The sequence below is a fragment of the Pseudomonas sp. PvP089 genome (assembly GCF_017875165.1).
Taxonomy (GTDB): Bacteria; Pseudomonadota; Gammaproteobacteria; order Pseudomonadales; family Pseudomonadaceae; genus Aquipseudomonas; species Aquipseudomonas fortuita.
Genome location: NZ_JAGGME010000001.1, coordinates 1,347,103 through 1,372,229, shown reverse-complemented (window position 1 = coordinate 1,372,229; position 25,127 = coordinate 1,347,103). Strand labels below are relative to the sequence as shown.

Annotated in this window: 19 protein-coding genes and 1 pseudogene; 12 read left to right on the top strand and 8 right to left on the bottom strand. The window is 61.9% G+C overall.

What is annotated here, in order from left to right:
• Positions 1–94 precede the first annotated feature (94 nt).
• Positions 95–1,513: an amino acid permease gene (locus J3A71_RS06270; RefSeq protein ID WP_016488805.1), complete on the bottom strand. Its 1,419-nt coding sequence runs from the start codon at positions 1,511–1,513 to the stop codon at positions 95–97.
• Between the two features lie 391 nt (positions 1,514–1,904).
• Here J3A71_RS06270 and J3A71_RS06265 point away from each other — a divergent pair.
• The 3 genes and pseudogenes from J3A71_RS06265 to J3A71_RS06255 all read left to right on the top strand — a co-directional run bounded on the left by J3A71_RS06265 (position 1,905) and on the right by J3A71_RS06255 (position 6,444).
• Positions 1,905–5,055 (top strand): annotated as a pseudogene (locus J3A71_RS06265) (transglycosylase domain-containing protein).
• Positions 5,056–5,144: 89 nt separating this feature from the next.
• Complete coding sequence (locus J3A71_RS06260) at positions 5,145–5,690, top strand: PadR family transcriptional regulator (protein WP_209952710.1); 546 nt, start codon at positions 5,145–5,147, stop codon at positions 5,688–5,690.
• Positions 5,683–6,444, top strand: a complete 762-nt coding sequence (locus J3A71_RS06255; protein WP_016488808.1) for a siderophore-interacting protein — start codon at positions 5,683–5,685, stop codon at positions 6,442–6,444. The genes J3A71_RS06260 and J3A71_RS06255 overlap by 8 nt, the downstream gene beginning before the upstream one ends.
• A gap of 119 nt (positions 6,445–6,563) precedes the next feature.
• Here the strand turns inward: J3A71_RS06255 and J3A71_RS06250 are convergent, their stop codons facing one another.
• On the bottom strand, positions 6,564–7,199 hold the full coding sequence (locus tag J3A71_RS06250; protein WP_016488809.1) for a Pr6Pr family membrane protein: 636 nt from the start codon (positions 7,197–7,199) through the stop codon (positions 6,564–6,566).
• A gap of 1 nt (position 7,200) precedes the next feature.
• Positions 7,201–7,422, bottom strand: coding sequence for a VF530 family protein (locus J3A71_RS06245; RefSeq protein ID WP_023047126.1), 222 nt, complete (start codon positions 7,420–7,422; stop codon positions 7,201–7,203).
• A 164-nt stretch (positions 7,423–7,586) separates the two neighbouring features.
• Between J3A71_RS06245 and J3A71_RS06240 the strand changes: the two genes are divergently transcribed.
• The 5 genes from J3A71_RS06240 (at position 7,587) to J3A71_RS06220 (ending at position 16,797) form a co-directional block, all read left to right on the top strand.
• On the top strand, positions 7,587–9,641 hold the full coding sequence (locus tag J3A71_RS06240) for a TonB-dependent receptor (protein ID WP_096426699.1): 2,055 nt from the start codon (positions 7,587–7,589) through the stop codon (positions 9,639–9,641).
• Between the two features lie 219 nt (positions 9,642–9,860).
• Positions 9,861–11,195: a carbohydrate porin gene (locus J3A71_RS06235; RefSeq protein ID WP_023047125.1), complete on the top strand. Its 1,335-nt coding sequence runs from the start codon at positions 9,861–9,863 to the stop codon at positions 11,193–11,195.
• A gap of 32 nt (positions 11,196–11,227) precedes the next feature.
• On the top strand, positions 11,228–13,639 hold the full coding sequence (locus J3A71_RS06230; protein ID WP_023047124.1) for a glucose/quinate/shikimate family membrane-bound PQQ-dependent dehydrogenase: 2,412 nt from the start codon (positions 11,228–11,230) through the stop codon (positions 13,637–13,639).
• A 240-nt stretch (positions 13,640–13,879) separates the two neighbouring features.
• On the top strand, positions 13,880–16,297 hold the full coding sequence (gene lon / locus J3A71_RS06225) for an endopeptidase La (RefSeq protein WP_016488814.1): 2,418 nt from the start codon (positions 13,880–13,882) through the stop codon (positions 16,295–16,297).
• A gap of 107 nt (positions 16,298–16,404) precedes the next feature.
• A complete protein-coding gene (locus J3A71_RS06220; RefSeq protein WP_016488815.1) occupies positions 16,405–16,797 on the top strand; it encodes a protease inhibitor I42 family protein in 393 nt (130 codons plus the stop codon).
• Positions 16,798–16,803: 6 nt separating this feature from the next.
• On the opposite strand, the gene J3A71_RS06215 is transcribed toward J3A71_RS06220, so the two are convergent.
• Complete coding sequence (locus J3A71_RS06215) at positions 16,804–17,739, bottom strand: alpha-xenorhabdolysin family binary toxin subunit B (protein WP_016488816.1); 936 nt, start codon at positions 17,737–17,739, stop codon at positions 16,804–16,806.
• Between the two features lies 1 nt (position 17,740).
• The gene (locus J3A71_RS06210; RefSeq protein ID WP_024717449.1) at positions 17,741–18,931 is read right to left on the bottom strand and encodes an alpha-xenorhabdolysin family binary toxin subunit A; all 1,191 of its coding nucleotides are present in this window, start codon (positions 18,929–18,931) and stop codon (positions 17,741–17,743) included.
• Positions 18,932–19,133: 202 nt separating this feature from the next.
• Between J3A71_RS06210 and cmoA the strand changes: the two genes are divergently transcribed.
• Together cmoA and cmoB are read left to right on the top strand one after the other, a co-directional pair.
• Positions 19,134–19,877, top strand: a complete 744-nt coding sequence (gene cmoA / locus J3A71_RS06205) for a carboxy-S-adenosyl-L-methionine synthase CmoA (protein WP_016488818.1) — start codon at positions 19,134–19,136, stop codon at positions 19,875–19,877.
• Positions 19,874–20,830, top strand: a complete 957-nt coding sequence (gene cmoB / locus J3A71_RS06200; RefSeq protein WP_096426700.1) for a tRNA 5-methoxyuridine(34)/uridine 5-oxyacetic acid(34) synthase CmoB — start codon at positions 19,874–19,876, stop codon at positions 20,828–20,830. The genes cmoA and cmoB overlap by 4 nt, the downstream gene beginning before the upstream one ends.
• 69 nt (positions 20,831–20,899) lie before the next feature.
• Here the strand turns inward: cmoB and J3A71_RS06195 are convergent, their stop codons facing one another.
• Entirely contained in the window at positions 20,900–21,103 is a 204-nt protein-coding gene (locus J3A71_RS06195; RefSeq protein WP_016488820.1) for a hypothetical protein, read from the bottom strand.
• Positions 21,104–21,361: 258 nt separating this feature from the next.
• Here J3A71_RS06195 and J3A71_RS06190 point away from each other — a divergent pair, with 258 nt between their 5' ends.
• Positions 21,362–22,036: a heavy metal response regulator transcription factor gene (locus tag J3A71_RS06190; protein WP_016488821.1), complete on the top strand. Its 675-nt coding sequence runs from the start codon at positions 21,362–21,364 to the stop codon at positions 22,034–22,036.
• The gene (locus J3A71_RS06185; protein ID WP_060519996.1) at positions 22,033–23,415 is read left to right on the top strand and encodes a heavy metal sensor histidine kinase; all 1,383 of its coding nucleotides are present in this window, start codon (positions 22,033–22,035) and stop codon (positions 23,413–23,415) included. The genes J3A71_RS06190 and J3A71_RS06185 overlap by 4 nt, the downstream gene beginning before the upstream one ends.
• 128 nt (positions 23,416–23,543) lie before the next feature.
• Here J3A71_RS06185 and pdxJ read toward each other — a convergent pair whose 3' ends face one another.
• Both pdxJ and recO read right to left on the bottom strand, forming a co-directional pair.
• A complete protein-coding gene (gene pdxJ / locus J3A71_RS06180) occupies positions 23,544–24,284 on the bottom strand; it encodes a pyridoxine 5'-phosphate synthase (RefSeq protein ID WP_095115986.1) in 741 nt (246 codons plus the stop codon).
• 43 nt (positions 24,285–24,327) lie between these two features.
• A complete protein-coding gene (recO, locus tag J3A71_RS06175; RefSeq protein WP_016488824.1) occupies positions 24,328–25,011 on the bottom strand; it encodes a DNA repair protein RecO in 684 nt (227 codons plus the stop codon).
• Between the last annotated feature and the right edge of the window lie 116 nt (positions 25,012–25,127).

The following is a 25,127-nucleotide window of genomic DNA, read 5'->3' as shown; positions in this document are numbered from 1 at the left end:
CGCGACACAAGGCCGCTCCTGCAGAAATACGCGATCTCCTGTAGGAGCGGCCTTGCGCCGCGATGGGCCGCAAAGCGGCCCCAGAGGTTTCAGATCAGGAAGCGGTACTGGCCACACCTTGTACGTCTTTCGGCGCCAGACGGAACGCGTAGTACAGCACGGTCAGCAGCACCAGGAACGCCGGGCCAATGTACAGGGCCACACGGGTATCCTCGAAGTACGCCATCAAGCCAACCACCAGCACCAGGAAACCCAGCGCCAGGTAGGAGCTCAGCGGCCACAGCCACATGCGGTACTTCAGTGCCTTGCGCTCAGCAGTGGAAAGACCGGCACGGAACTTGAGCTGCGCCAGCAGGATCATCACCCAGGTCCAGATTGCACCGAAGGTGGCAATCGACGTTACCCAGACAAACACTTTTTCCGGCACCAGGTAGTTGGCCAGCACGCCCAGCAGTAGCGCGCCGATCGACAGCAGCAGTGCATTGCGCGGTACGCCATTCTTCGAGGTACGGGCAAAGGCGGCAGGGGCCTGGCCGTTTTGTGCCAGGCTGTAGAGCATGCGCCCGGTGCTGAAAATCCCGCCGTTGCACGACGACAGTGCCGCGGTGATGACCACGAAGTTGATGATGCCGGCGGCGGTCTTGATGCCGAGGCGCTCGAAGGTCATGACGAACGGGCTACCCTGGCTGCCAATTTCGTTCCACGGGTAGATCGACAGGATCACGAACAACGCACCGACGTAGAACAGCAGGATGCGCCAGAACACCGAGCCAATGGCCTGTGGGATGGTCTTTTGCGGGTTGCGTGCTTCGCCGGCGGTCAAACCGATCATTTCCACACCCAGGTAGGCGAACATCACCATCTGCAGCGACATCAGCACGCCGGTCACGCCATTCGGCATGAAGCCGCCGTTGCTCCACAGGTTGGAGACACCTACAGCCACACCGTCATTGCCGAAGCCGAAGGCAATGACACCGATGCCGCCAAGGACCATGGCGATGATGGTGACAATCTTGATCAGGGCGAACCAGAACTCGAATTCACCAAAGGCCTTCACCGCTACCAGGTTAACGGCGCCCATGCTACCCAAGGCTGCCAGGGCCCAGATCCAGCGGGGCACGTCGGGGAACCAGATACCCATGTAGATGGCTACTGCAGTAATTTCGGCGACACAGGTCACCAACCAGAGGAACCAGTAGTTCCACCCGGTGAGGAAGCCCGCCAGCGGGCCGAGGTAGTCTTGGGCATAGCGGCTGAACGACCCGGCGACCGGGTTATGCACGGCCATTTCGCCAAGGGCGCGCATGATCACCAGGATGGCCAAGCCACCGATGATGTAGGACAGCATGATGGCAGGGCCGGCCATTTCGATGGCTTTGGCCGAACCGAGGAAAAGACCGACGCCGATACAGGCGCCCAGCGCCATCAGGCGGATGTGCCGTTCGCCCAGTTCACGCTTGAGCGGGCCGCCTTCATTGGCCTGGCCATGGGCAGAGTGGTTGCCGACTGGCATAGCAATACAACCTCATTTTGTTATTGGATTTGACCTTCGTGCAGCACCGGCCAGGCCGATAGGCGTGGCGTCTGCTTGCCAGGCTGGCTTCGTGGGCCGGCCCGTGTGCCGGGGTAGAGCGCCCGGCAGGGCGAAGGGGCCGAGCAGTATAGGAAGACCGTTGCAGGGTTTTTCGCTGTATATACAGGAATAATCAGCAAGTTTTCTCGCCCGTGCAGCGGCCCGGAAAACTGCCCCGGCACCATAGCAACATCTCGGGGTCAAAAAACCCACACCAAAGCCGCATAGCCCTACCCCGCTTTTCTCCACCTCCTACAAATTTTTCACCTCACCCGCTCAACGTCTAAGCTTCAGACAAGCAAGACGAAAACACCTGGCCGGATTGAAGACTATGGGCGCACTGTGGCAATCGGAACCAAGCAGAACGGAAGCACCCGAGATACCTCCGGCCGAGACGCCCCAACCGAAGCCCCCCCGTCAGCGTCGGCTTTGGTGGCGGCTGATCATCCTCATCCTGCTGGTGGCGCTGGTAGCCATCGGCTTCGCTGCGTATGACGAATTCCGCACCTCCGAACTGCAATCGCGCGAGTTCAGCAAACTGGCCGCTACGCTGACCTACTCGCTGGAGCCTGGCCCCAGTGACGCCATTATCTACCCCGGTGAAGGGCCGTTCGACAAACGACTGGGCTACAGCGCCCTGGGCGAATTCCTGCCACGCCTGCTCAAGCGCGATTACCTGATCACTGAGCAGGTGAGGTTCTCCCCTGCGCTGATGAACTACGTCGATCATGGGCTGTTCGCGCCCTATATCGAGAAAATCCAGGCCGGCCTGTCGATCACTGACTGCCGCGGCGACACGCTGTACCAGTACAACTATCCACAGCACCTGTACCCGAACTTTGCCGCGATCCCGCCGGTGATGGTCAGCAGCCTGTTGTTCATCGAGAACCGCGACCTGCTCGATACCCAGGACCCGCGCAACAACCCCGCCGTGGACTGGCCACGCTTTGCCAAAGCCGCCTACAGCCAGGTGGCCAAGTACCTGGCTTTGCCTGGTCAGTCTGCGGGCGGCAGCACGTTGGCCACGCAACTGGAAAAGTACCGCCACTCACCGGACGGCCTGACCGTGTCGGGTGCCGAGAAAATCCGACAGATGATTTCTGCCAGCGTGCGCGCCTACCGGGGCGGCCCGGATACCACCGAAGCACGCCAGCGCATCGTGCGCGACTACCTCAACAGTGTGCCGCTGTCGGCCGTGCCCGGGCACGGCGAAGTACACGGCATGGCCGAAGGCTTGCGGGTGTGGTACGGCGCCGACTTCGACCAGGTCAACCTGGCGCTGAATTCCACCGCCACTGACGCCGAAAGCATGGCCACACGCGGCCTTGCCCTGCGCCAGGTGCTGTCGCTGATGATTGCCCAGCGCCGCCCGTCCCACTACCTGTCCAAGGGCCGGGTCGAGCTGGCCGAACTCACCGATTCGCACATCCGCGTGCTCGCCGCAAACAATGTGATAGAGCAGCCACTGGCCGAAGCCGCACTGGCCAGCAAAGCGGTCTATCGCGACTGGGTAGCGCAGCCAACCATCGTGCCGATCGTCACCAACAAGGGCATCAGCCTGGCGCGTAACCGGCTGGCAGCCATGCTCAACCGCCCGCTGTATGATCTCGACCGCCTCGATGTGTCGGCCACCAGTACCCTGCAGGCCGACCTGCAACTGCAGGTCAGCCAGTACCTGAAAAACCTTGCCGACCCCGAGTTTGCCGCGCAGATGGGGCTGATCGGCGAGCGCCTGCTCACCACCAAGACCACCGACCAAGTGAGCTACAGCTTCACCTTGTTTGAGCGCACGGCCGACGGCTCGCGAGTACGGGTGCAGACCGACAGCACCAACCAGCCCTTCGACATCAACGAAGGCAGCAAGCTGGAGCTGGGCTCCACCGCCAAGTTGCGGGTGCTGACCACATACCTGGAGATCATCGCCGAACTGCACGACAAGTACGCCGGCAAGCCCGCTGCCGAGTTGAAGAAGGTCGAAGTCGCCGAACTCGACCGCATTACCCAGTGGTCGCTGGAATGGCTGGCGCAGAACAGCAAGAACCAGAGCCTGGACGCCATGCTCGACGCCGCGCTGGAGCGCAAATACTCCGCCAATACCGGTGAAGCCTTTTTCACAGGCGGCGGCATGCACGTGTTCAACAACTTCCGCAAGGAAGACAACAGCCGCAACCCGACACTCAAGGATGCCCTACGCGAATCGATCAACCTGCCGTTCATCCGTCTGATGCGCGACCTGGTGCGCTACGTGACCTACCAGCAGCCGTACAACCGCGTGCCGCTGCTCAAGGACGACGCCGACCCTCGCCGCCAGGAATACCTGGCCCGCTTCGCCGACAAGGAAGGCACCAACTACCTGATGCGCTTCTGGAAGAAATACCAGCGCAAAACCTCGCAGCAGCGCCTGGACACCTTCCTGGACAGCATGCGCGTGACCCCACAGCGGCTGGCAGCGGTGCACCGCTACCTGTTCCCTGAAGCAGGGCAGGAAACCTTCAATGCCTTCGTACGTGCCCACCTCAAGGGCGACAAGGCTGCCTTGGGCAAGTTGACCGACGGCCGCCTGTCAGAGATGTACGATGCCTATGGCCCCGGTAAATACGACCTGCCCGACCAGGGCTACATTGCCAAGGTCCACCCGCTGGACCTTTGGCTGCTCGGCTACCTGCTGAAGAACCCGAGCTCGACCTTGACCGAAATGGTCAACGCCAGCCGTTTCGAGCGCCAAGAGGTGTACAGCTGGCTGTTCAAGAGCCGCTACCAAGGGGCCCGCGATAGCCGCATCCGCACCATGGTGGAGATCGAAGCCTTCCTCGACATCCACCAGCGCTGGAAGCGCGTTGGCTATCCATTCGACCACCTCGTGCCCTCGCTGGCCACCGCGATCGGCAGTTCGGGCGACCGTCCTGCCGCCCTGTCCGAACTGGTCGGCATCATCCAGAACGACGGCATACGCCTGCCTACCCTGCGCATCGACACCCTGCACTTTGCAGCCAATACACCTTATGAGACCAAGTTGATCACCGACCCGGACCGGGGCGTGCGGATTCTGCCCGTGGAAGTGGCGCGCGCACTGAAAGGCGCCATGTCGCAGGTGGTGGATGCAGGCACGGCGCGGCGTATTTCCGGCAGCTTCAAGCTGCAGGACGGTACACCACTGGTGATGGGGGGGCAAGACCGGTACCGGTGACAACCGCATTGAAAGCTTCGGCGCCGGTGGCCGGCTGATTGGCTCGCGCTCGCTGAACCGTACAGCCACCTTTGTGTTCTTCCTTGGCGACAACCACTTCGGCACCCTCACCGCCTTCGTGCCGGGGCGCTCGGCAGAGGCATTCAAATTCACCTCGGCGCTGCCGGTGCAGGTTCTCAAAGGCATGGCCCCGATTCTCATGCCGTACCTGCAGCCGGGCAATCCGAATGAGTGCAAACCGCCGCAGGTGGCCGTGAACACACCGACTGCGGCAGGGAACGTATCGAATGACTAGATGATAATCATCAGCATCCAGAGGCTTGTCTTTAGATATATCTTGAGTAATATCTTACGATATATCGCAAACGACGGAGCCCTGTCCCCATGCGCGAACACACCCCCCATGATCCCTTCGAGCGGCGCCCCGGCCGCGGCGAGCGCGGCCCACGCGTCTTCGCCCCCGGTGACCTCAAGCTGCTGATGCTGGACCTGCTCGCAGACCAGCCCGGCCACGGTTACGACCTTATCCGCCAGATCGAAAACCTGTTCGACGGCAGCTACAGCCCTAGCCCCGGGGTGATCTACCCCACGCTGAATTTTCTTGAAGAGGCCGAGTTGATCAGTGGCCAGGTGCAAGGCAGCAAACGCTTCTATGCCATCACCGACGCCGGGCGCAGCGCCCTGGCCGAGCAGGCTGTCGCCCTGGACGGCGTGCGCATGCGCATCGAGGTCAGCAAACGCGCCCTGCGCGGCCACGACCGCCCGCCAGAAATCCATGAAGCAGTCGGCAACCTGCGCCACGCACTGCACATGCACAGCGGCCGCTGGACACCGGAAGAGATCCAACGGGTCCGCGACTTGCTCAACCATACCGCCAAGGCCATCGCCTCCGGGCCGGCCGAACCTGTCAGGGAGGCTTCCCATGAGTGACACCATCCACCGCGTCAACCACCAGATCCGCCAACGCCGTTTGCAGGTACTGCGGGTCACCGAACTGACCCCACGCATGCGCCGCATCACCCTCGGCGGTGCCGAACTGCAGGGTTTCACCAGCGTGGGCAGTGATGACCATATCAAGCTGCTGTTCGCCGAAACGCCGGAGCAACAGCAGGCCATCGAGGCCCGTAATATGGGCCGGGACGGTGGCGCACGGCCGACCATGCGCGAGTACACGCCACGGCGCATCGACCTGGTGGCCAATGAACTGGACATCGACTTCGTACTGCACGGTGATGGCCCCGCCTCCACCTGGGCCGCCCAGGCCGCGCCTGGGCAAACCCTGGACATCGCTGGGCCACGAGCATCAATGGTGGTGCCGGATATTTTCGACAGCTACCTGCTGATCGGTGACGAAACCGCCATTCCGGCGATTGGTCGGCGGTTGGACGAACTGCCGGCTGGCCGCCAGGTGCTGGCGGTGATCCAGATCGAAGACGAGCAGGAGCGCCAGCCGCTGCCGAGCAAGTCACAAGTCGAAGTCATCTGGGTGCGTCGCCAGCAAGAAGATTTGCTGGAACTGTTGAAGAACCTGACCTTGCCGCAAGGTCGGTTGTACGGCTGGGTGGCGCTGGAAAAAGCCCTGACCCGCCAGGCCAAGGCGCTATTGCTGGAAAAAGGGGTGCCGGAGGATGCGCTGAAGGCGGCGGCCTACTGGCGTGCCGACGGGACTGCGGACGACGAGTGATCTTGGTTACCTGTACTGGCCCTATCGCCGGCAAGCCGGCTCCCACAGTTACTGCACAGCCCATGAAGGCTATGGGGTACCTGTAGGAGCTGGCTTGCCGGCGATAGGGCCAGTGCACGCTAAGCGAATCTGTTCGACCCGCGCCACTTATCCAGCCCCAGCAACACCAGCCCTATCCCCCAGAACCCCGCCAGCACCCCCAGGGCATTGAGCATCACCTGCCCATACCCCAGGCTCGCCACATCGATGAACGGGTAGGCATACACGCCAATCTCGCTCCCCCGCCACAGCGCGTAGGCGAAGTACACCGCCGGGTAAATCGCCCACACCGCCAAGTGCCAAAGCCTCAGGCTGCCCTTGGGCACCTCCCACCACCAGTACACGGCATAAAGCACCGGCATCACGTCGTGCAGCAACTCGTCCGCCAGCCATTGCCAGCCCTGCGGTTGCCACAAGTGACGCAGCAACAGGCTGTAGGCCAGCGCCACCAGCACGATGCTGGCAGCCACCGCAGTACTCACCGACGGCGACAGGAAAAAACGCCTGACTCGGCCTTCACGACCGAACGCCGCATAACTGACCACCGCCGCCACCAAGGTATTGGTCAGCACGGTGAAATAGCCGAACACGTTGATCAGGCCGCCAATCAGGCTGGCCTGTTCCTGCCAGCGCGCCAGCAGCACCAGGTATACCTGCACGGTCAGGCCGAACCAGCCGAGCACGGCGATGCTGGTCAGCCAGGGGCGACGCGGCATATCAGGCCTGGCGCTGCAGCTTCACGTACAACTGCTCGACCTTTTCCCGCGCCCACGGTGTCTTGCGCAAAAAGGACAGGCTCGACTTGATGCTGGGGTTGCTCTTGAAGCAACGCACATCGATGCGTTCGGCCAGGCCCTGCCATTGGTAGTGCGCCACCAGCTCGGTGAGGATCTGTTCAAGGGTCTTGCCGTGCAGCGCGTTGTGTTGGGCCGTGCTCATGCTGTGCTCCGTTGGAAAGATGCGCACCTTACACGAGTGTAGTGGCGGACGGGATCCGTCAAGTCGACAGAAAAACTGCTGGCCAGGCGTAAAACCTCTGTGCTGAAATAGTTATGTTATGTTGTAACACTAAAAAAGCATCTGCCAAGGAACGCCCCATCGCCATGCTGTACCCAACGCTTCGTCTCTCCCCCCTTGCCGTCGCGCTCTGGCTGGCTGCATCGCCCAGCCAGGCCGTGGAACTCGAACCACAGGTAATTACCGCCAATCCGCTGGGCAACCGCCAGCTGACCGCCCCCAGCACCGTGCTCGAAGGCGACAACCTGCTGCAACAACAGCACGGCAGCCTCGGTGAAACCCTGAACAAGCAGCCCGGGGTCGCCTCTACCTGGTTCGGCCCTGGCGCCAGCCGCCCGGTGATCCGTGGCCTGGACGGCGACCGCATCCGCATCCTGCGCAATGGCGTCGGCGCCCTGGATGCCTCATCGCTGTCCTATGACCACGCCGTGCCGCTGGACCCGGTTACCGTCGAGCGCGTCGAGATCGTCCGTGGCCCGGCCGCCCTGCTCTACGGCGGCAACGCCATCGGTGGCGTGGTCAATACCTTCGACAATCGCATCCCGGACGCACCGATCGAAGGCATCCACGGTGCCGGCGAGCTGCGCTACGGTGGCGCCGACACCACCCGCAGCAGCGCCGGCAAATTGGAGGCGGGCAACGGTGCCTTCGCCCTGCATCTCGATGCCAACAGCCGCCAATTCAACGACCTGCGCATCCCCGGCTACGCCCGCAGCGCCAAGGTACGTGACGCCGATGAGCCCGGCAGCAAACACCGCCTGGAAAACAGCGACGGCCGTCAAGATGGCGGTGCCGTCGGTGGCGCCTATCACTGGGATCACGGTTACGCCGGCCTGTCTTATAGCCGCTACGACAGCAATTACGGCTCGGTGGCCGAATCCGGTGTGCGCCTGGACATGAAACAGGACCACTACGCCTTCGCCTCCGAACTGCGTGACCTGGATGGCCCGTTCAGCTCCGTCAAGGTCGATGCTGGCTATACCGACTACGAACACAGCGAGATCGAAGAAGGCGAGGTGCACACCACCTTCAAGAACAAGGGCTACGAAGCCCGTATCGAAGCCCGCCACCAACCGCTCGGGCCGGTGGAGGGGGTGATCGGTGCTCAGGTCAGCCGCAACGAATTTTCCGCCCTGGGCGAAGAGGCTTTTGTCCCACACACCCATACCAACAGCCTCGCGCTGTTCATGCTGGAGCAATGGCAGGCCACACAGCGGCTGAACCTGAGCCTGGGCGCACGCGTGGAGCACACTCGGGTAGACCCTGACGCCAAAGGCAACGAAAACTTCGTCGATGCCGACAGTGCCAGCAGCTTCAACGCCTTCAGCCTGTCATCAGGTGCGGTGTACCAGCTCGACCCGATCTGGTCGCTGGCCGCCAACCTCGGCTACACCGAGCGCGCCCCGACGTTCTACGAGCTGTACGCCAATGGCGCGCACGTGGCCACCGGCGCTTTTGAAGTTGGCGACGCCAGCCTGAACAAGGAAAAGGCCATCTCTGCCGACCTGGCGCTGCGCTTCGACAATGGCACCCACAAAGGCAGTGTCGGGGTGTTCTACAGCCACTTTCGCAACTACATCGGGCTGATCGGCACCGGCAACCTGCGCGAGGGCGGGCATGATCACGACCATGGCGAGGACGACCACGATCACGACCATGACCATGACCACGACGGTTTCCCGGAATACCAGTACCAGGGCGTGCGGGCGCGCTTTTACGGCATCGAGGCCCAGGACCGCTGGCAACTGGTCGAGAACCGTTACGGCAGCTTCGCGCTGGAGTTGTCTGGTGACTACACCCGGGCCAAGAACCTCGACAGCGGCGAACCGCTGCCACGCATCGCCCCGCTGCGCCTGAACAGCGGCCTGGTGTGGGAACTGGACCGCTGGCAGGCGCGGGTCGATGTCCAGCATGCCGCGTCGCAGCACCGCAAACCGGCCAACGAAACCAGCACCGATGGCTACACCACACTGGGTGCAAGCGTTGGCTACCGCTTCGAAGTTGGCCAGAGCCAGTGGTTGGCGTTTGTGCGCGGCGAAAACCTGACCGACCAGACCGTGCGTTATGCCAGCTCGATCCTGCGCGATATCGCGCCGGCGCCGGGGCGTAGTGTCGAAGTGGGGTTGCGTACCACCTTCTGAAATCGCGGGGGCGCTTTGCGCCCCTCTTCAGGCTATTGTTACCCGCTGAACAACAATCCCCTGCGACAATTTGTCTTTTTTTCTTACAACTTCCGCTATATCCTGCCCGCCTGAAGCTGAATCGCTTCACTGAAACCATCCTGTCGCCATATCCATTGAAGGGCACGCCCTTCGATGCGCTTGCCGTTTTTTCAATAATCAAAAAGATAGCGCTATCTCATGCTCCAACTGCCCAAAACCTGTTACATCGGCCTTGCCCTCAGCGCCTTGGCGACACCCGCCGCCGCCAGCGAAATGTTCGCCAGCGACTCCCCATGGATGCTCGGTGACTGGGGCGGCACTCGCAGCGAATTGCTGGAAAAAGGCTACGACTTCACCCTCGGCTACACCGGCGAGATGGGCAGCAACCTGCACGGTGGCTTCGACCACGACCGTACCGCTCGCTACAGCGACCAGTTCACCTTTGGCAGCCACCTGGACCTGGACAAGATTTTCGGCTGGCATGACACCGAGTTCCAGCTGACCCTTACCGAGCGCCACGGCGACAACATCAGCAACGACCGCATCAACGATCCTCGCGTCGGCGGCTTCACCTCGGCCCAGGAAGTCTGGGGCCGTGGCGAAACCTGGCGGCTGACGCAGATGTGGATCAAGCAGAAGTACTTCGAGGGTGCGCTGGATGTGAAATTCGGTCGCTTCGGCGAAGGCGAAGATTTCAACAGCTTCCCTTGCGACTTCCAGAACCTGGCCTTCTGCGGCTCGCAGGTGGGCAACTGGGTGGGTGGCATCTGGTACAACTGGCCGGTCAGCCAATGGGCCCTGCGCGTGCGTTACAACCTCAGCGACACGCTTTACACCCAGGTGGGCGTGTTCGAGCAGAACCCCTCCAACCTCGAATCTGGCAACGGCTTCAAGCTCAGCGGCAGCGGCACCCAAGGCGCGGTAATGCCAGTCGAACTGGTATGGACCCCACGTATCCAAGGTTTGAAAGGGGAATATCGCGCTGGCTACTACTACAGTAATGCCAAGGCACAGGATGTTCTCAAGGACAGCAACGGCCAGCCGGCCGCCCTCAGCGGCGCCGCCTACCGCAGCAGTTCGAGCAAGCACGGCATGTGGCTCGGCGCCCAGCAGCAAGTAACCTCGCTGGCATCCGACCAGTCGCGAGGCCTGAGCCTGTTCGCCAACGCCACGGTGCACGACAAGAAGACCAATGCCATCGACAACTATGTGCAGGCAGGACTGGTATACAAAGGGCCTTTCGACGCCCGCGCCAAGGACGACATCGGTTTCGCCCTGGCCCGCGTGCACGTCAACCCCGCCTACCGCAAGAACGCCCGCCTGGCCAACCAGGCCGCAGGGCTCTACGACTATGACAATCCAGGTTTCCTGCCGGTGCAGGACACCGAGTACAGCGCCGAGCTGTACTACGGCATCCACTTGGCCGACTGGCTCACCGTACGCCCCAACCTGCAGTACATCCGCCACCCGGGCGGGGTGTCGCAGGTCGATGGCGCCCTGATCGGTGGCCTGAAGATCCAGAGCAGTTTCTAACCACCCTTTTTTGACCTGACGGAGAACCTACGATGAGCACTGAAGGTGCCAACCAAGGAAGCCGCTGGCTCCCTCGCCTGATCGGCGCGCTGCTGTTGCTGATGGGCCTGGCCCTGTTGGCCGGTGGTATCAAGCTAAGCCAGCTGGGCGGATCGCTGTACTACCTGATTGCCGGTATCGGCTTTGCCCTCTCGGGCATCCTGCTGCTGGCCCAACGCCGCATTGCCTTGGGCCTGTACGGCCTGGTGCTGCTGGGCAGCACTGTATGGGCGCTGCTTGAAGTGGGCCTGGACTGGTGGCAACTGGTGCCACGCCTGGCCATCTGGTTTGCCATCGGCGTGGTGCTGCTGCTGCCGTGGGCACGTCGTCCGTTGATCGGCCCGGCCAGCAAAGCCAACACTGCACTGCTCGGCGTTGCGGTGGTTGCTTCGGGCGCATGTGCGCTGGGCAGCCAGTTCACCCACCCCGGCGAAGTGTTCGGCGAACTGGGCCGCGAAAGCAGCGAAATGGCCAGCGCCGCCCCATCCATGCCTGATGGCGAATGGCAGGCTTATGGCCGCACCGAGCATGGCGACCGTTATTCACCGCTGCGCCAGATCACCCCGCAGAATGCCTACCGCCTGGAAGAAGCCTGGCGCATTCGCACCGGTGACCTGCCGACCGACAACGACCCTGTGGAGCTGACCAACCAGAACACCCCGCTGAAGGTCAACGGCATGCTCTACGCCTGCACCGCACACAGCCGCTTGCTGGCCCTGGACCCGGACACCGGCGCGGAAATCTGGCGTTACGACCCGCAGGTCAAGAGCCCGACCGGCACCTTCAAAGGCTTTGCCCACATGACCTGCCGCGGCGTTTCGTACTATGACGAAAACCGCTATGTCAGCCGCGACGGCAGCCCGGCGCCGAAAATTACCGACGCCGGCCAGGCCGTAGCCCAGGCCTGCCCACGCCGCCTGTACCTGCCTACCGCAGATGCCCGCCTGATTGCCATCAACGCCGACAACGGCAAAGTCTGCGAAGGCTTCGCCAACCAGGGCGTGATCGACCTCACCACCGGCATCGGTCCCTTCACCGCCGGCGGCTATTACTCCACCTCGCCTGCCGCGATCACCCGTGACCTGGTGATCATTGGTGGCCACGTCACCGACAACGAGTCGACCAACGAACCGTCGGGCGTGATCCGCGCCTACGACGTGCACGACGGCCACCTGGTGTGGAACTGGGACAGCAACAACCCGGATGACACCAAGCCGTTGGCCGCCGGCAAGATGTACAGCCGCAACTCGGCCAATATGTGGTCGATCGCCAGCGTCGACGAAGACCTGGGCATGATCTACCTGCCGTTGGGCAACCAGACCCCGGACCAGTGGGGCGCCGACCGCACCCCGGGCGCCGAGAAGTACAGCGCCGGCGTGGTCGCCCTTGACCTGGCCACCGGCAAGGCCCGCTGGAACTACCAGTTTACCCACCACGATTTGTGGGACATGGACGTGGGCAGCCAGCCGACCTTGGTCCACCTGAAGACTGACGATGGGGTGAAACCCGCGATCATCGTGCCGACCAAGCAAGGCAGCCTGTACGTGCTCGACCGCCGCGACGGTACGCCGATCGTGCCGATTCGCGAAATCCCCACCCCGCAAGGCGCAGTGAAGGGCGACCACACCTCGCCGACCCAGGCCCGCTCCGACCTCAACCTGCTGGGCCCTGAGCTGACCGAACAGGCCATGTGGGGCGCTACGCCATTCGACCAGATGCTGTGCCGCATCCAGTTCCGCGAACTGCGCTACGAAGGCCAGTACACCCCGCCTTCCGAGCAGGGTTCGCTGATCTACCCGGGCAACGTGGGTGTATTCAACTGGGGCAGCGTGTCCGTCGACCCGGTCCGCCAACTGCTGTTCACCTCGCCCAACTACATGGCCTTCGTGTCGAAGATGGTCCCGCGCGAGCAGGTGGCCGAAGGCAGCAAGCGCGAAAGCGAGACCAGCGGCGTGCAGCCGAATACCGGCGCGCCGTACGCGGTCACCATGCACCCGTTCATGTCGCCGCTGGGCGTACCGTGCCAGGCACCGGCCTGGGGCTATGTCGCCGCCATCGACCTGTTCACCAACAAGGTGGTGTGGAAACACAAGAACGGCACCACTCGTGACAGCACCCCGGTACCGATCGGCCTGCCGGTTGGCGTGCCGAGCATGGGCGGTTCGATCGTCACCGCCGGTGGCGTCGGCTTCCTCAGCGGCACCCTGGACCAATACCTGCGCGCTTATGATGTAAACAACGGCAAGGAACTGTGGAGTGCCCGCCTGCCAGCGGGTGGCCAGGCCACGCCGATGACCTACACCGGCAAGGATGGCAAGCAGTATGTGCTGGTAACCGCCGGCGGCCATGGCTCGCTGGGCACCAAAATGGGCGATTACATCATCGCTTACAAATTGGCTGACTAAGTTACCGAGCCCTGCTTGCAGGGCTCATTCCCCTGTACCGGCCTCATCGCCGGCAAGCCAGCTCCCACAGGTAACCCACCATTTTCAAGGTCGGTGGAATACCTGTGGGAGCTGGCTTGCCGGCGATGAGGCCGGTGCAGGCCATCACAGATGAAACCCTCCCCTGATCCCTTCATCTACCATTGAAACCGATTCCCCTGCGCCCCATCTAAGCACCATAGCCATTCACGCAGGTGCCCCATGAGCGACCAGCAGGATTTCCCGGAACACCCTGACGAACACAGCGAAGTCGAGCACACCTCCCCGGCCGAACCCGGCCACGCCCTCGCCCTGCCCGGCCAGCAACTGCCGGACAAAGTCTACGTGATCCCGATCCACAACCGCCCGTTCTTCCCGGCCCAGGTACTGCCGGTCATCGTCAATGAAGAACCTTGGGCCGAAACCCTCGACCTGGTGGCCAAGTCACCGGACCACTGCCTGGCGCTGTTCTTCATGGACACCCCGCCGGAAGACCATCGCCATTTCGACACCTCGGCCTTGCCGCAATACGGCACGCTGGTCAAGGTGCACCATGCCAGCCGTGAAAACGGCAAACTGCAGTTCGTCGCCCAGGGCCTGACCCGGGTACGCATCCGCAACTGGCTCAAGCATCACCGCCCACCCTACCTGGTCGAAGTCGAATACCCGCGCCAGTCCGCCGAGCCGACCGACGAGGTCAAGGCTTACGGCATGGCCCTGATCAACGCGATCAAGGAGCTGCTGCCGCTCAACCCGCTGTACAGCGAAGAGCTGAAGAACTACCTCAACCGCTTCAGCCCCAACGACCCGTCACCGCTCACCGACTTCGCCGCCGCGCTGACCTCGGCCACCGGCAACCAGTTGCAGGAAGTACTCGACTGCGTGCCCATGCTAAAGCGCATGGAAAAGGTCCTGCCGATGCTGCGCAAAGAGGTGGAAGTCGCGCGCCTGCAGAACGAGATCTCGGCCGAGGTAAACCGGCAGATCGGCGAACACCAGCGGGAGTTTTTCCTCAAGGAGCAACTCAAGGTCATCCAGCAGGAGCTGGGGCTGACCAAGGACGACCGCAGCGCCGACCTGGAACAGTTCGAACAGCGCCTGGAAGGCAAGACCCTGCCGCCCCAGGCGCGCAAGCGCCTTGATGAAGAGATGGGCAAACTGGCCATTCTCGAAACCGGTTCGCCCGAGTACGCCGTCACCCGCAACTACCTCGAATGGGCCACCGCCCTGCCGTGGGGCGTGTACGGCAAAGACAAGCTCGACCTCAAGCATGCACGCAAAGTCCTTGATCAGCACCATGCCGGCCTCGACGACATCAAGGAACGCATCATCGAATTCCTCGCCGTGGGCGCCTGGAAAGGCGAAATCAGCGGCTCCATCGTGCTGTTGGTGGGCCCGCCCGGGGTGGGCAAGACCAGCATCGGCAAGTCCATTGCAGAATCGCTTGGCCGGCCGTTCTATCGTTTCAGCGTTGGCGGCATGCGCGACGAGGCCGAAATCAAGGGCCACCGCCGCACCTACATCGGCGCACAACCCGGCAAGCTGGTACAGGCCCTGAAAGAGGTCGAAGTGATGAACCCGGTCATCATGCTCGACGAGATCGACAAGATGGGCCAAAGCTATCAGGGCGACCCGGCTTCGGCATTGCTGGAAACCCTCGATCCGGAGCAGAACGTCGACTTCCTCGACCACTACCTCGACCTGCGCCTGGACCTGTCCAAGGTGCTGTTCGTGTGCACCGCCAACACCCTCGACTCGATCCCCGGGCCGTTGCTCGACCGCATGGAAGTGATCCGCCTGTCCGGCTACATCACTGAGGAAAAACTGGCCATCGCCAAGCGCCACCTGTGGCCCAAGCAACTGCAAAAAGCTGGCGTTTCCAAGACCAGCCTGAGCATCAGCGACAGCGCCCTGCGCCTGGTTATCGAGGGCTATGCCCGCGAGGCCGGCGTGCGCCAGCTGGAGAAGCAACTGGGCAAACTGGTGCGCAAAGCGGTGGTCAAGCTGATGGAAGACCCCGAAGCCAAGCTGAAGATCGGCACCAAGGACCTGGAGGCCGCACTGGGCATTCCCGTATTCCGCAGTGAGCAGGTACTGGCTGGCAAAGGGGTAATCACCGGCCTGGCCTGGACCAGCATGGGCGGTGCCACGCTGCCGATCGAGGCGACCCGCATCCACACGCTCAACCGCGGCTTCAAGCTGACCGGCAAGCTGGGGGACGTGATGAAGGAATCGGCCGAAATTGCTTACAGCTACGTCAGCTCCAACCTCAAACAGTTTGGCGGCGATCCTGGCTTCTTCAACGAAGCGTTCATCCACCTGCACGTTCCTGAAGGCGCCACGCCCAAGGACGGCCCGAGTGCCGGCGTCACCATGGCAAGTGCCCTGTTGTCCCTCGCCCGCGATCAGGCACCGAAAAAAGGCGTAGCCATGACGGGCGAGCTCACCCTCACCGGCCAGGTGCTGCCGATTGGCGGGGTACGCGAAAAGGTGATTGCGGCGCGGCGGCAGAAGATCTTCGAACTGATCCTGCCCGAGCCTAACCGCGGCGACTTCGAGGAGCTGCCGGACTACCTGCGAGAAGGCCTGACAGTGCATTTCGCCAAGCGCTTTGCCGACGTGGCCAAAGTCCTGTTCTGACCTGTTCCGTCCTCCTCGCGGCTTTAGCCGCGAAGAGGACGGCACCGGGCACACAAAACCCCACCAGCATCGGTTATCCTCAGGCATCGTCAGCCTACGGAGCCAACATGACCGCCCCTCGTCTGCTCGTTCCCCTGAGCTTTACCCTGCTTTCTGCCTGTGCCCAATACCCCACACAGCCTGTCGAGCTGGATGCCGAAAGTGAATGCCCAACGCGACTGCAGGTAGGCCAGACACTGACGTTGAGCTTGCCCGGCAATCCATCCACCGGCTATCGCTGGCTCGTCAAGAATGCCGCATCAGCTGTGCTGCGCAGCCTCGGCCCGGAGGTCTACAACGCCCCCGATGATCAAGACGTGGTCGGAAGCGCCGGTGTCTCCACCTGGCGCTTCCAGGCTACCAGCACCGGAGATGCCCAGTTGCTACTGGTCTACCAACAGCCATGGGCTGCAGAAGTCGCCCCGGTACAAACCTTCGACTGCAAGATTGTCGTCCGCTGAGGGCAATCAACTGCGGTCATACAGCAGTTGCACCACCTTCAGGTACTCACACAAACCGTCCAGCGCGACTGTGGCAGCTTCCAGATCCATGGTTGCGCTGAGTCTGGCGGCCTGCGCCTGCCACTCAGACTCTACCTTGCGAAGCTCATGTAGCCACCCGTTCTTCAGCGGCACCAAGCCCGACAGCGCCGTGACCGCTTCCAGTTCTTCCCGCGCCGCTTGCAGGGTTCGCTGCACCTGCCGCTGGTCGTCCACTGCAGCCTCGATCTTGCTATCCAGCCGGCCACGGGCCTTGCCCAGGTCGACGAATGTCTTGGCCCCGTCAAGCGCATCAGCATGCCGTGCAAGCTTTTGCGTCACAGCCTTGAACAGGCCGGCGTCGAATTTCGGATCGGTGATCAATCCCATTATCTGATCGACTTCATCATCGCTCGGGATGAGGCCTTTCAGTGCGCTTGCAACCGAAGGTTTCTCGAACAGCTCGATAGCCTGGACAATATCTGCACGCTGCTGTTGCAGTTGCATCAATCGTTCATCGAATGCGACTGCCTGTACTTGAAGGCCGGCCGTTCGCGCTGCCAACTCTGGCAAGGCGTCGACAAGCGCCGATAGCGAAAACAGCTCCAACCGCAAGTTTTTCCTGGCCAAGTGCGCGTGATGCTGATTCAAACGCTCCAGTACACTGGCGAGCCTGCGCTGCGAAGCGGCGCTGTCCACACCCGGAATAAATCGCCGATCCTCCAGCAATACGATACCGCCTATCAAGCTCTCCTTGAACGCGCGCTCGACAGCCAGCAACAGTGTACACAGTTCATCCAGTTGCTCGCGTGCGGCAGGCAGCACGTTCATTTCCCAACTTCCAATGAGCTGGAATATCTGATCCTGCAGATTTTGCATCTCTACAACATCTGGCGTGACGGTTTGAGTATTGGCAATTTCCATGTCAGGCTTCCTCATACTCGTCAATCAGTTCATTGAACAGCTCTGACAGCGTATGGCACACACTGCCTATTTTGGTCCACGGTTTGATAACCTCCGAAAAATCAAGAACAAAGGATTCAAGCTGGACGACGGTACTCAGTTCTTTGGCTTCATTGACAGAGTTGTCGGCATACGAAGCGAGGAACAACCAAACATCGGCCAACCGCTTGGTCGCCGCCGACAGATCCTTGCACCTGAATTGCAAATCTCTGACCAGCGTCGAAACACGCTCGAAGTCCTTCAAGGCCGGCGCCAGCTTGCCCAGTGCATTGGCCAACTCATCGCGTCTTTCAATCAGCGCATTCTTTGTAGCCCTGATAGCTTCTGCCTTGTTTCCGAATACGCCACCGGTTATCACCAGACCGATCGGCCCCAACAAGATACCGGTGAATGCATAGCCAACATGGGCATCGTACTCAGCCTTCAACTGGTCGACCTGCTCGTCCCACTGATCGAGTTGCTTGCGTTTTTCCAGGATTTCCTCATGGGAAACCTTCTCATCGAAGTGCTTCAACAAGCGTCCCATACGCGGCTTGAGTTCACGCTTGATTTCATTGTTGAACCAGTTGGCACGGCTGTCGACGTCAACGATACGCCGGCGAGTGCATTCAATTTCCTTCACCAGTTCGGAAATGCCGAGCGTCAGCACACTGGCGATCTGTGCTTGTTCATGTTCGCTGAGCGCCGAGGTGTAAACATCGTCGCCCTCCTCGGCCTTGCGTTTCTTGATCGCCATGAACACGTCGCTGCTTTCAAGGTTTTCCAAAAGGCTACTGCCACGCTGCACCAGGCTTTCGGCAAACATCTCAATTTCAGGCCCCAGCTGTTTTATACTGCGTTCCAGTATGTCCCATTCAGCGGCATGCCGGTGCAGCGCCACGTAAAGCTCATTGACCATCGACGCTTTAATACCGAGGGCGGCGTAATCGACCTCCCTCTCGATTTCCACCTGCGTCCGCGGTAAATGGTTAACGGTATTGACGTACCGCTTAATGCATTTCAAATTATCTGCCGTCAGCAAGCCACCAACTTGCTGACCACCATCGAGCCGGCTTTCAATGAATGAAAAATAGCGTTCTGGCAATATTTTCACTCTGGAAACCAGGTCCAGATCATCGACGGGTAGCTCTTCCTGCACAGTTGCTATATTCATTTCTCAACCCATGAAACCAATGAAGTAAAGGCAGTTGGAGTGTCCACCCGAACCACCCTGAATACATTCACCCGGATAACTTAACGCTGTGGGAAAGTTCACTGCTGCGGGCATGAACGCTCCGACCCTGAAGCATTGCCATGGCAAGATGCGTGGCCATTGGATAAAATGCGCACCCGTTTCACCCTGTATCGAGCCCACCGTGAGCAAACAACCCGACCGCCTTTTCTCGCAGCCCCTGGAGCAGGTGCCCGATTTCGTCTTCAACGAAGACGTGGTGCGCGTGTTCCCGGACATGATCAAGCGTTCGGTGCCCGGTTACCCGACCATCGTCGAAAACCTCGGCGTACTGGCTGCGCGTTTCGCCCAGCCAGGCACCGCTCTGTACGACCTGGGCGCATCGCTGGGCGCCGTCACCCAGTCGCTGCGTCGCCATGTTCGCAGCGACGGCTGCCGGGTGATCGCGGTGGACAATTCCGCCGCCATGGCCGAACGCTGCCGCCAGTACCTCACCGCTCAGGACTCGATGTTCCAGGAGCTATTGCCGGTGCAAGTGCTGGAAGCCGATATACTTGCCCTGCCCTTCGAGCCTGCCTCGGTAGTGGCGATGAACTTCACCCTGCAATTCATCGCCCCCGACCAACGCCTGGAATTGCTCGGGCGTATTCGCCAGGCGCTGCTGCCGGGGGGTGCGCTGATCCTTTCGGAGAAGCTGCGTTTCGCCGATGAGCAAGAGCAGGACCTGCTCAATGAACTGCACCTGGACTTCAAGCGCGCCAACGGTTACAGCGAACTGGAAATCGCCCAGAAGCGCAGCGCCATCGAAAACGTGATGCGCCCCGATACGCTCCAAGCACACCAGGAGCGCCTGCGCGCCGCCGGTTTCTCCAAAGTGGTGCCGTGGTTCCAATGCCTTAACTTCGCCTCGTTGATAGCCCTGCCATGATCGATCTGTCCCCCCTCGTCCGCCGCCTGGCGGGCACGCCACTGGCGTCCTGGTCGCAAGGCCTGCAAGCACAACTGGAAGCCAAGCTGGAGAAAGGCCACGGCGACCTCGACCGCTGGCGCGGTGCGCTCGATGCCCTGCCTGCCCTGCAACCCAGCGAAATCGACCTGGTCAACGGGCTGCGCCTGGACTGCGATTGCGACGACGCTACCCGCGCGCAGATGCGCCAGGCACTCATGGGCCTGTCGCCCTGGCGAAAAGGGCCGTTCGATCTGTTTGGCGTGCATGTAGACACCGAATGGCATTCGGACTGGAAATGGTCGCGGGTAAGCCCGCACCTGGACCTCAAGGGCAAACGCGTGCTCGACGTCGGCTGCGGCAACGGCTATTACCAGTGGCGCATGCTCGGTGCCGGCGCCGACATGGTAATTGGTGTCGACCCCAACTGGTTGTTCTTCTGCCAGTTCCAGGCCGTGCAGCAGTACCTGCCGGAGCTGCCAGCCTGGCACCTGCCCTTCGCCCTTGAAGAACTGCCTGCAAACCTGGAAGGCTTCGATACCGTGTTTTCCATGGGCGTGTTCTATCACCGGCGCTCACCCATCGAGCACTTGCTGGCGCTCAAGGACTGCCTGGTCAAAGGAGGCGAGCTGGTTTTGGAAACATTGGTAATCGAAGGTGACGAAAACCAGGTGCTGGTACCGGAGGACCGCTATGCACAGATGCGCAACGTCTGGTATCTGCCGTCGGTACCCGCCCTGGCGCGCTGGTTGCGCCGTGCCGGCTTCAGCGATGTGCGTTGCGCTGATGTGAGCGTTACCAGCGTCGAGGAGCAGCGCAGCACCGAGTGGATGCGCTACCAGTCGCTGGGCGACTTCCTCGACCCGAACGACCACAGCAAGACCATCGAAGGCCTGCCTGCCCCCCGCCGCGCCACCCTGCTGGCGCGCAAATAAAAAAGGCGCCCGGTCGGGCGCCTGAATCCACCTGCGGCGAGGAGCTGTCGCGGCGCAGGTGTTGTTACCTCAATCCTTGGCCACCTCGCGGGCCTTCTCTTGCGCCTTTCGTTCGCGTTCGGCGACGGCCTGTTGTTTGTCGCCGTGCAAGCGCTGCTGGTCTTCGCGGAAGGCTTGCCAGAACTGCTTCGAGCGCTCCGCACCGCCCTCGGCATAGACACTGGCACTGCCCAGGGCAAGGGCGGCCAACAGCAGGTATTTGGTCAGGTTCATCGTGTTTGCCTCGTGGTAACCGATCAGACACGGCCATCCTAGCGAGGGGCAGCTAACAGCAAGGTGAGGCGGGGATTACAGTCCTGCAATCTGGCCTTGTGTTGCCTACCAGGGCCCTGGCCTACAGCCAGATAACAGCAGAATGACAAATCCGTTATCTGCACCGCAGGCCTTTTCTCATGCCGTAACATCCTGGTTCTTGACCCTGATGTCACTACAGGGTCGAGAATTGCCCCCTTTCATCACACCGAGCACCCCATGCGCCTACTGATCATCGAGGACGAGCTGCGTACCGCCGATTACCTGCAACAAGGCCTGCGTGAAAACGGCTACGTGGTCGACTGCGCCCACACCGGCACCGACGGCCTGCACCTGGCCCGCCAACAGCCCTATGACCTGGTCATCCTCGATGTCAACCTGCCTGAAATCGATGGCTGGACCGTGCTGCAGCGGCTGCGAGCCGAATCGGCCACGCGCATCATGATGCTTACCGCCCACGGTCGCCTGGCCGACCGGGTCAAAGGCCTGGACCTGGGCGCTGACGACTACCTGCTCAAGCCGTTCGAATTCCCTGAACTTCTGGCGCGCATCCGCAGCCTGCTGCGGCGTAACGACCAGCAACTGCAGCCCAGCACCCTGCGCGTCGCCGACCTGGAACTGGACCCTGGCCGGCACCGCGCCTACCGCGCCGGGCAACGCATCGACCTGACCGCCAAGGAGTTCGCCCTGCTGCACCTGCTGATGCGCCAGACTGGCGAAGTGCTTTCGCGCACTCAGATCATCTCCTTGGTATGGGACATGAATTTCGACTGCGACACCAACGTGGTCGAGGTTTCGATCCGCCGCCTGCGGGCGAAGATCGACGACCCGTTCGACAACAAGCTTATCCATACCCTGCGCGGCGTAGGCTATGTCCTTGAGGCCCGCGTTTGAAAAACGCGAGCCTGTCGTTGCGCCTGGGCCTGAGCGTGACACTGATGGGCGCCGCGCTGGTGCTGCTGCTGGCCTGCCTGGCCGTGTTCGCCCTGGATCACGAACTGGACAGCCGCGCACGCAAGGATCTGGCGCGCAAGATGCTGCAGGTCGAGCACAACCTGCGCGTCGATCTGCGCAGCGAGGACCTGGGCAGTCGCGCCCATCCACTGCTCGACCTGGTCATGGGGCATGACAACCTCAGCCTCAGCGTACTGGCCCTGGAAGGCCGCCACCCGCACCTGCTCAGCCTGGGCCCGGCCCTGGAGTCGCGGGTGAGCGAGTTGCACACCGATGCCCGCCTGGCCTTTCACGCATGGCGCGACAGCAGCGGCAACCAGTTCCTCACCGTGACCCGGCAGATGCGCCTGCGCGACAACACGCCGGTGAAGGTGATGATGTCGCTGAACCGCGCCGACGACAACGCCCTGCTGCAAGCCTACCTGCACTCGACCTTGCTCGCCTTGCCACTGCTTCTGGTGTTGATCGGCGCGGGTGCCTGGTGGCTGATGCAGCGCGGCCTGAAACCGCTGCGGCGCTTCCGGCGTATTGCCGGGCAAGTGTCGGCCCAAGACCTGCAACACCGCCTGCCGGCTACCGGCCTGCCGCAAGAACTGGCGCAACTGGCCAGTAGCATCAACGTGATGCTCGACCGCCTCGATCAGGGCGTGAGCCAGTTGTCGCAGTTCTCCGACGATCTGGCTCATGAGTTGCGTACCCCGTTGAGCAACCTGATGGGCAAGGCGCAAGTGACCCTGGCCCGTGAGCGGGACAACGCCAACTACCGGGAAGTGCTGGAAGACAGTATCGAGGAGCTGACCCGGCTCAACCGCATCATCAATGACATGCTGTTTCTCGCCCAGGTCAGCCAGCCGCAAACGCAGGTTGCATTGAAACCCTTGGCCTTGGCTGACGAGGCAGCGCGAGTGGTCGAGCTGTTTGCCTTCAGTGCCGAGGTGAAAGCGATTGAGCTGCGTGTGCAGGGCTGGGGGACGGCGCTGGGGGACCGGCTGATGTTTCAGCGGGCATTGTCGAACCTGTTGAGCAATGCCATCCGGCACAGCCCTGAGGGTGAGCGAGTCGAGTTGCGGATTGAACGTTCAGGCAGCGAAGTATGGCTTTCGGTAGAGAACCAGGGGCCTGGCATTGCTACAGAACACCAGTCGCGCTTGTTCGAGCGGTTTTACCGGGTGGGCCCGGGGCGTTCGCGGCTGGAGGGCGGAACCGGGTTGGGGTTGGCAATCGTGAAGTCGATCATGCAGCTGCATGGCGGGCGGGTCGAAGTGAACAGCAGCCCCCTTGGGCCTACCCGCTTCACTCTGGTGTTTCCTGCCGAATAATCGATTGCCTGTACCGGCCTTTTCGCGGGTAGACCCGCTCCCACAGGGACTTCACAGGCCTTGAGGCTTATACAATCCCTGTGGGAGCGGGTTTACCCGCGAAAGGGCCAGAACAGGCAACCAAACTCTCAGCGCGAAGCCGCCACGATCAGTGCCTTCATCTCGGCCACTGCGGCTTTGAAGCCTACAAACAAGGCATGCGCCACCAGCGCATGGCCGATGTTCAGTTCATTGATGCCCTTGATCGCCGCCACCGCCTCGACGTTGTGGTAATGCAGCCCGTGGCCAGCATTGACGATCAACCCCTGCCCCACGCCAAACGCAACGCCATCGACGATACGCTTGAGCTCCTCGGCCACTTCGGTGGGGGTTTCGGCATCGGCATAACGCCCAGTATGCAGCTCGATGGCCGGCGCCCCCACCCGGCGAGAGGCCTCGATCTGGCGCTCGTCAGCATCGATGAACAACGACACTTCGGCACCGGTGCGGGCAAGACGCTCCACTGCCGCCTTGATCCGTGCCTCCTGCCCCGCCACGTCCAGGCCACCTTCGGTGGTCAGTTCCTGACGGGTTTCAGGCACCAGGCAGATGTGCGCCGGGCGGATCTTTTCGGCAAAGGCCATCATTTCTTCGGTGACGCCCATTTCGAAGTTCATGCGGGTCTGCAGCACATCCTTGAGCAGCAGCACATCGCGGTCCTGGATATGCCGACGGTCTTCACGCAGGTGCACGGTGATGCCATCGGCGCCCGCTTCCTCGGCATCCAGGGCAGCCTTGACCGGATCAGGGTAACGCGTGCCCCGGGCCTGGCGCAGGGTCGCCACGTGGTCGATGTTTACGCCGAGAAGCATGCGGTTGCTGTGAGTCACGAAAGGCTCTCCTGAAGGTTTAGCCCCACAGCATACGTCGTGATCAGCGCTTGCGAAACAGTTCCCGGCTGACCAACGGTTTTGCGCCCAGATGAACCGCCAGGGCCTGGCGCATCAGGCGCTTGGCCGCGAGCAAAGCGCCTGCGGTGTCCCAGTCGGCGTCGGCCAGGGCCAATAGCTCGATGCCGCGGAACAGGCCGGGTTGCACCCATTCGACCCGCTCCAGGCCGGCATCCACACGCAAGCGGTACAGCCCGTCGGCCGCGATGGGTTGATCGTTGACGTCATGATTCAAGGAGAACGCATAACCCAGTTCGTCCAGCAGCCGCCATTCGAACGAGCGCAGCAGCGGCTCCAGCGGGCGCCCGGCGGCCAAGGCCTGCAAGGTCAGGGCGTAGTGCTCGAACAGGGCCGGGAATGGCGCTTCGGCGGGCAGCAGGCGCATGAGTAGCTCATTGAGGTACAAGCCGCTGAACAGGGCATCCCCGTGCAGCCAGGCCGCTATGCCGGCGCTGTCCATCCGCCCCACATTCTTCAGCTCGCCACGCCCGCGCAGCTCCACCTCAAGTGGCACGAATGGCCGCACCAGGCTGCCGCCCTTGCCACGCGCACGCCGCAGTACGGCGCGCACGCGGCCCTGCGGCGTGAACAAGTCCACCAGCGCGCTGGTTTCCTTGTAGGCACGGCTGTGCAGCACGTAGGCTGGCTGGCCGACAGGTTGTTCCATTAGCGTTCACCCAGCCCGTGATTGTGGGAGCGGCCTTGTGTCGCGAAAGGGCCGCAACGCGGCCCCCCGGATTTCAGCATTGCCGCCAAAATGGCTGGGGCTGCTTCGCAGCCCTT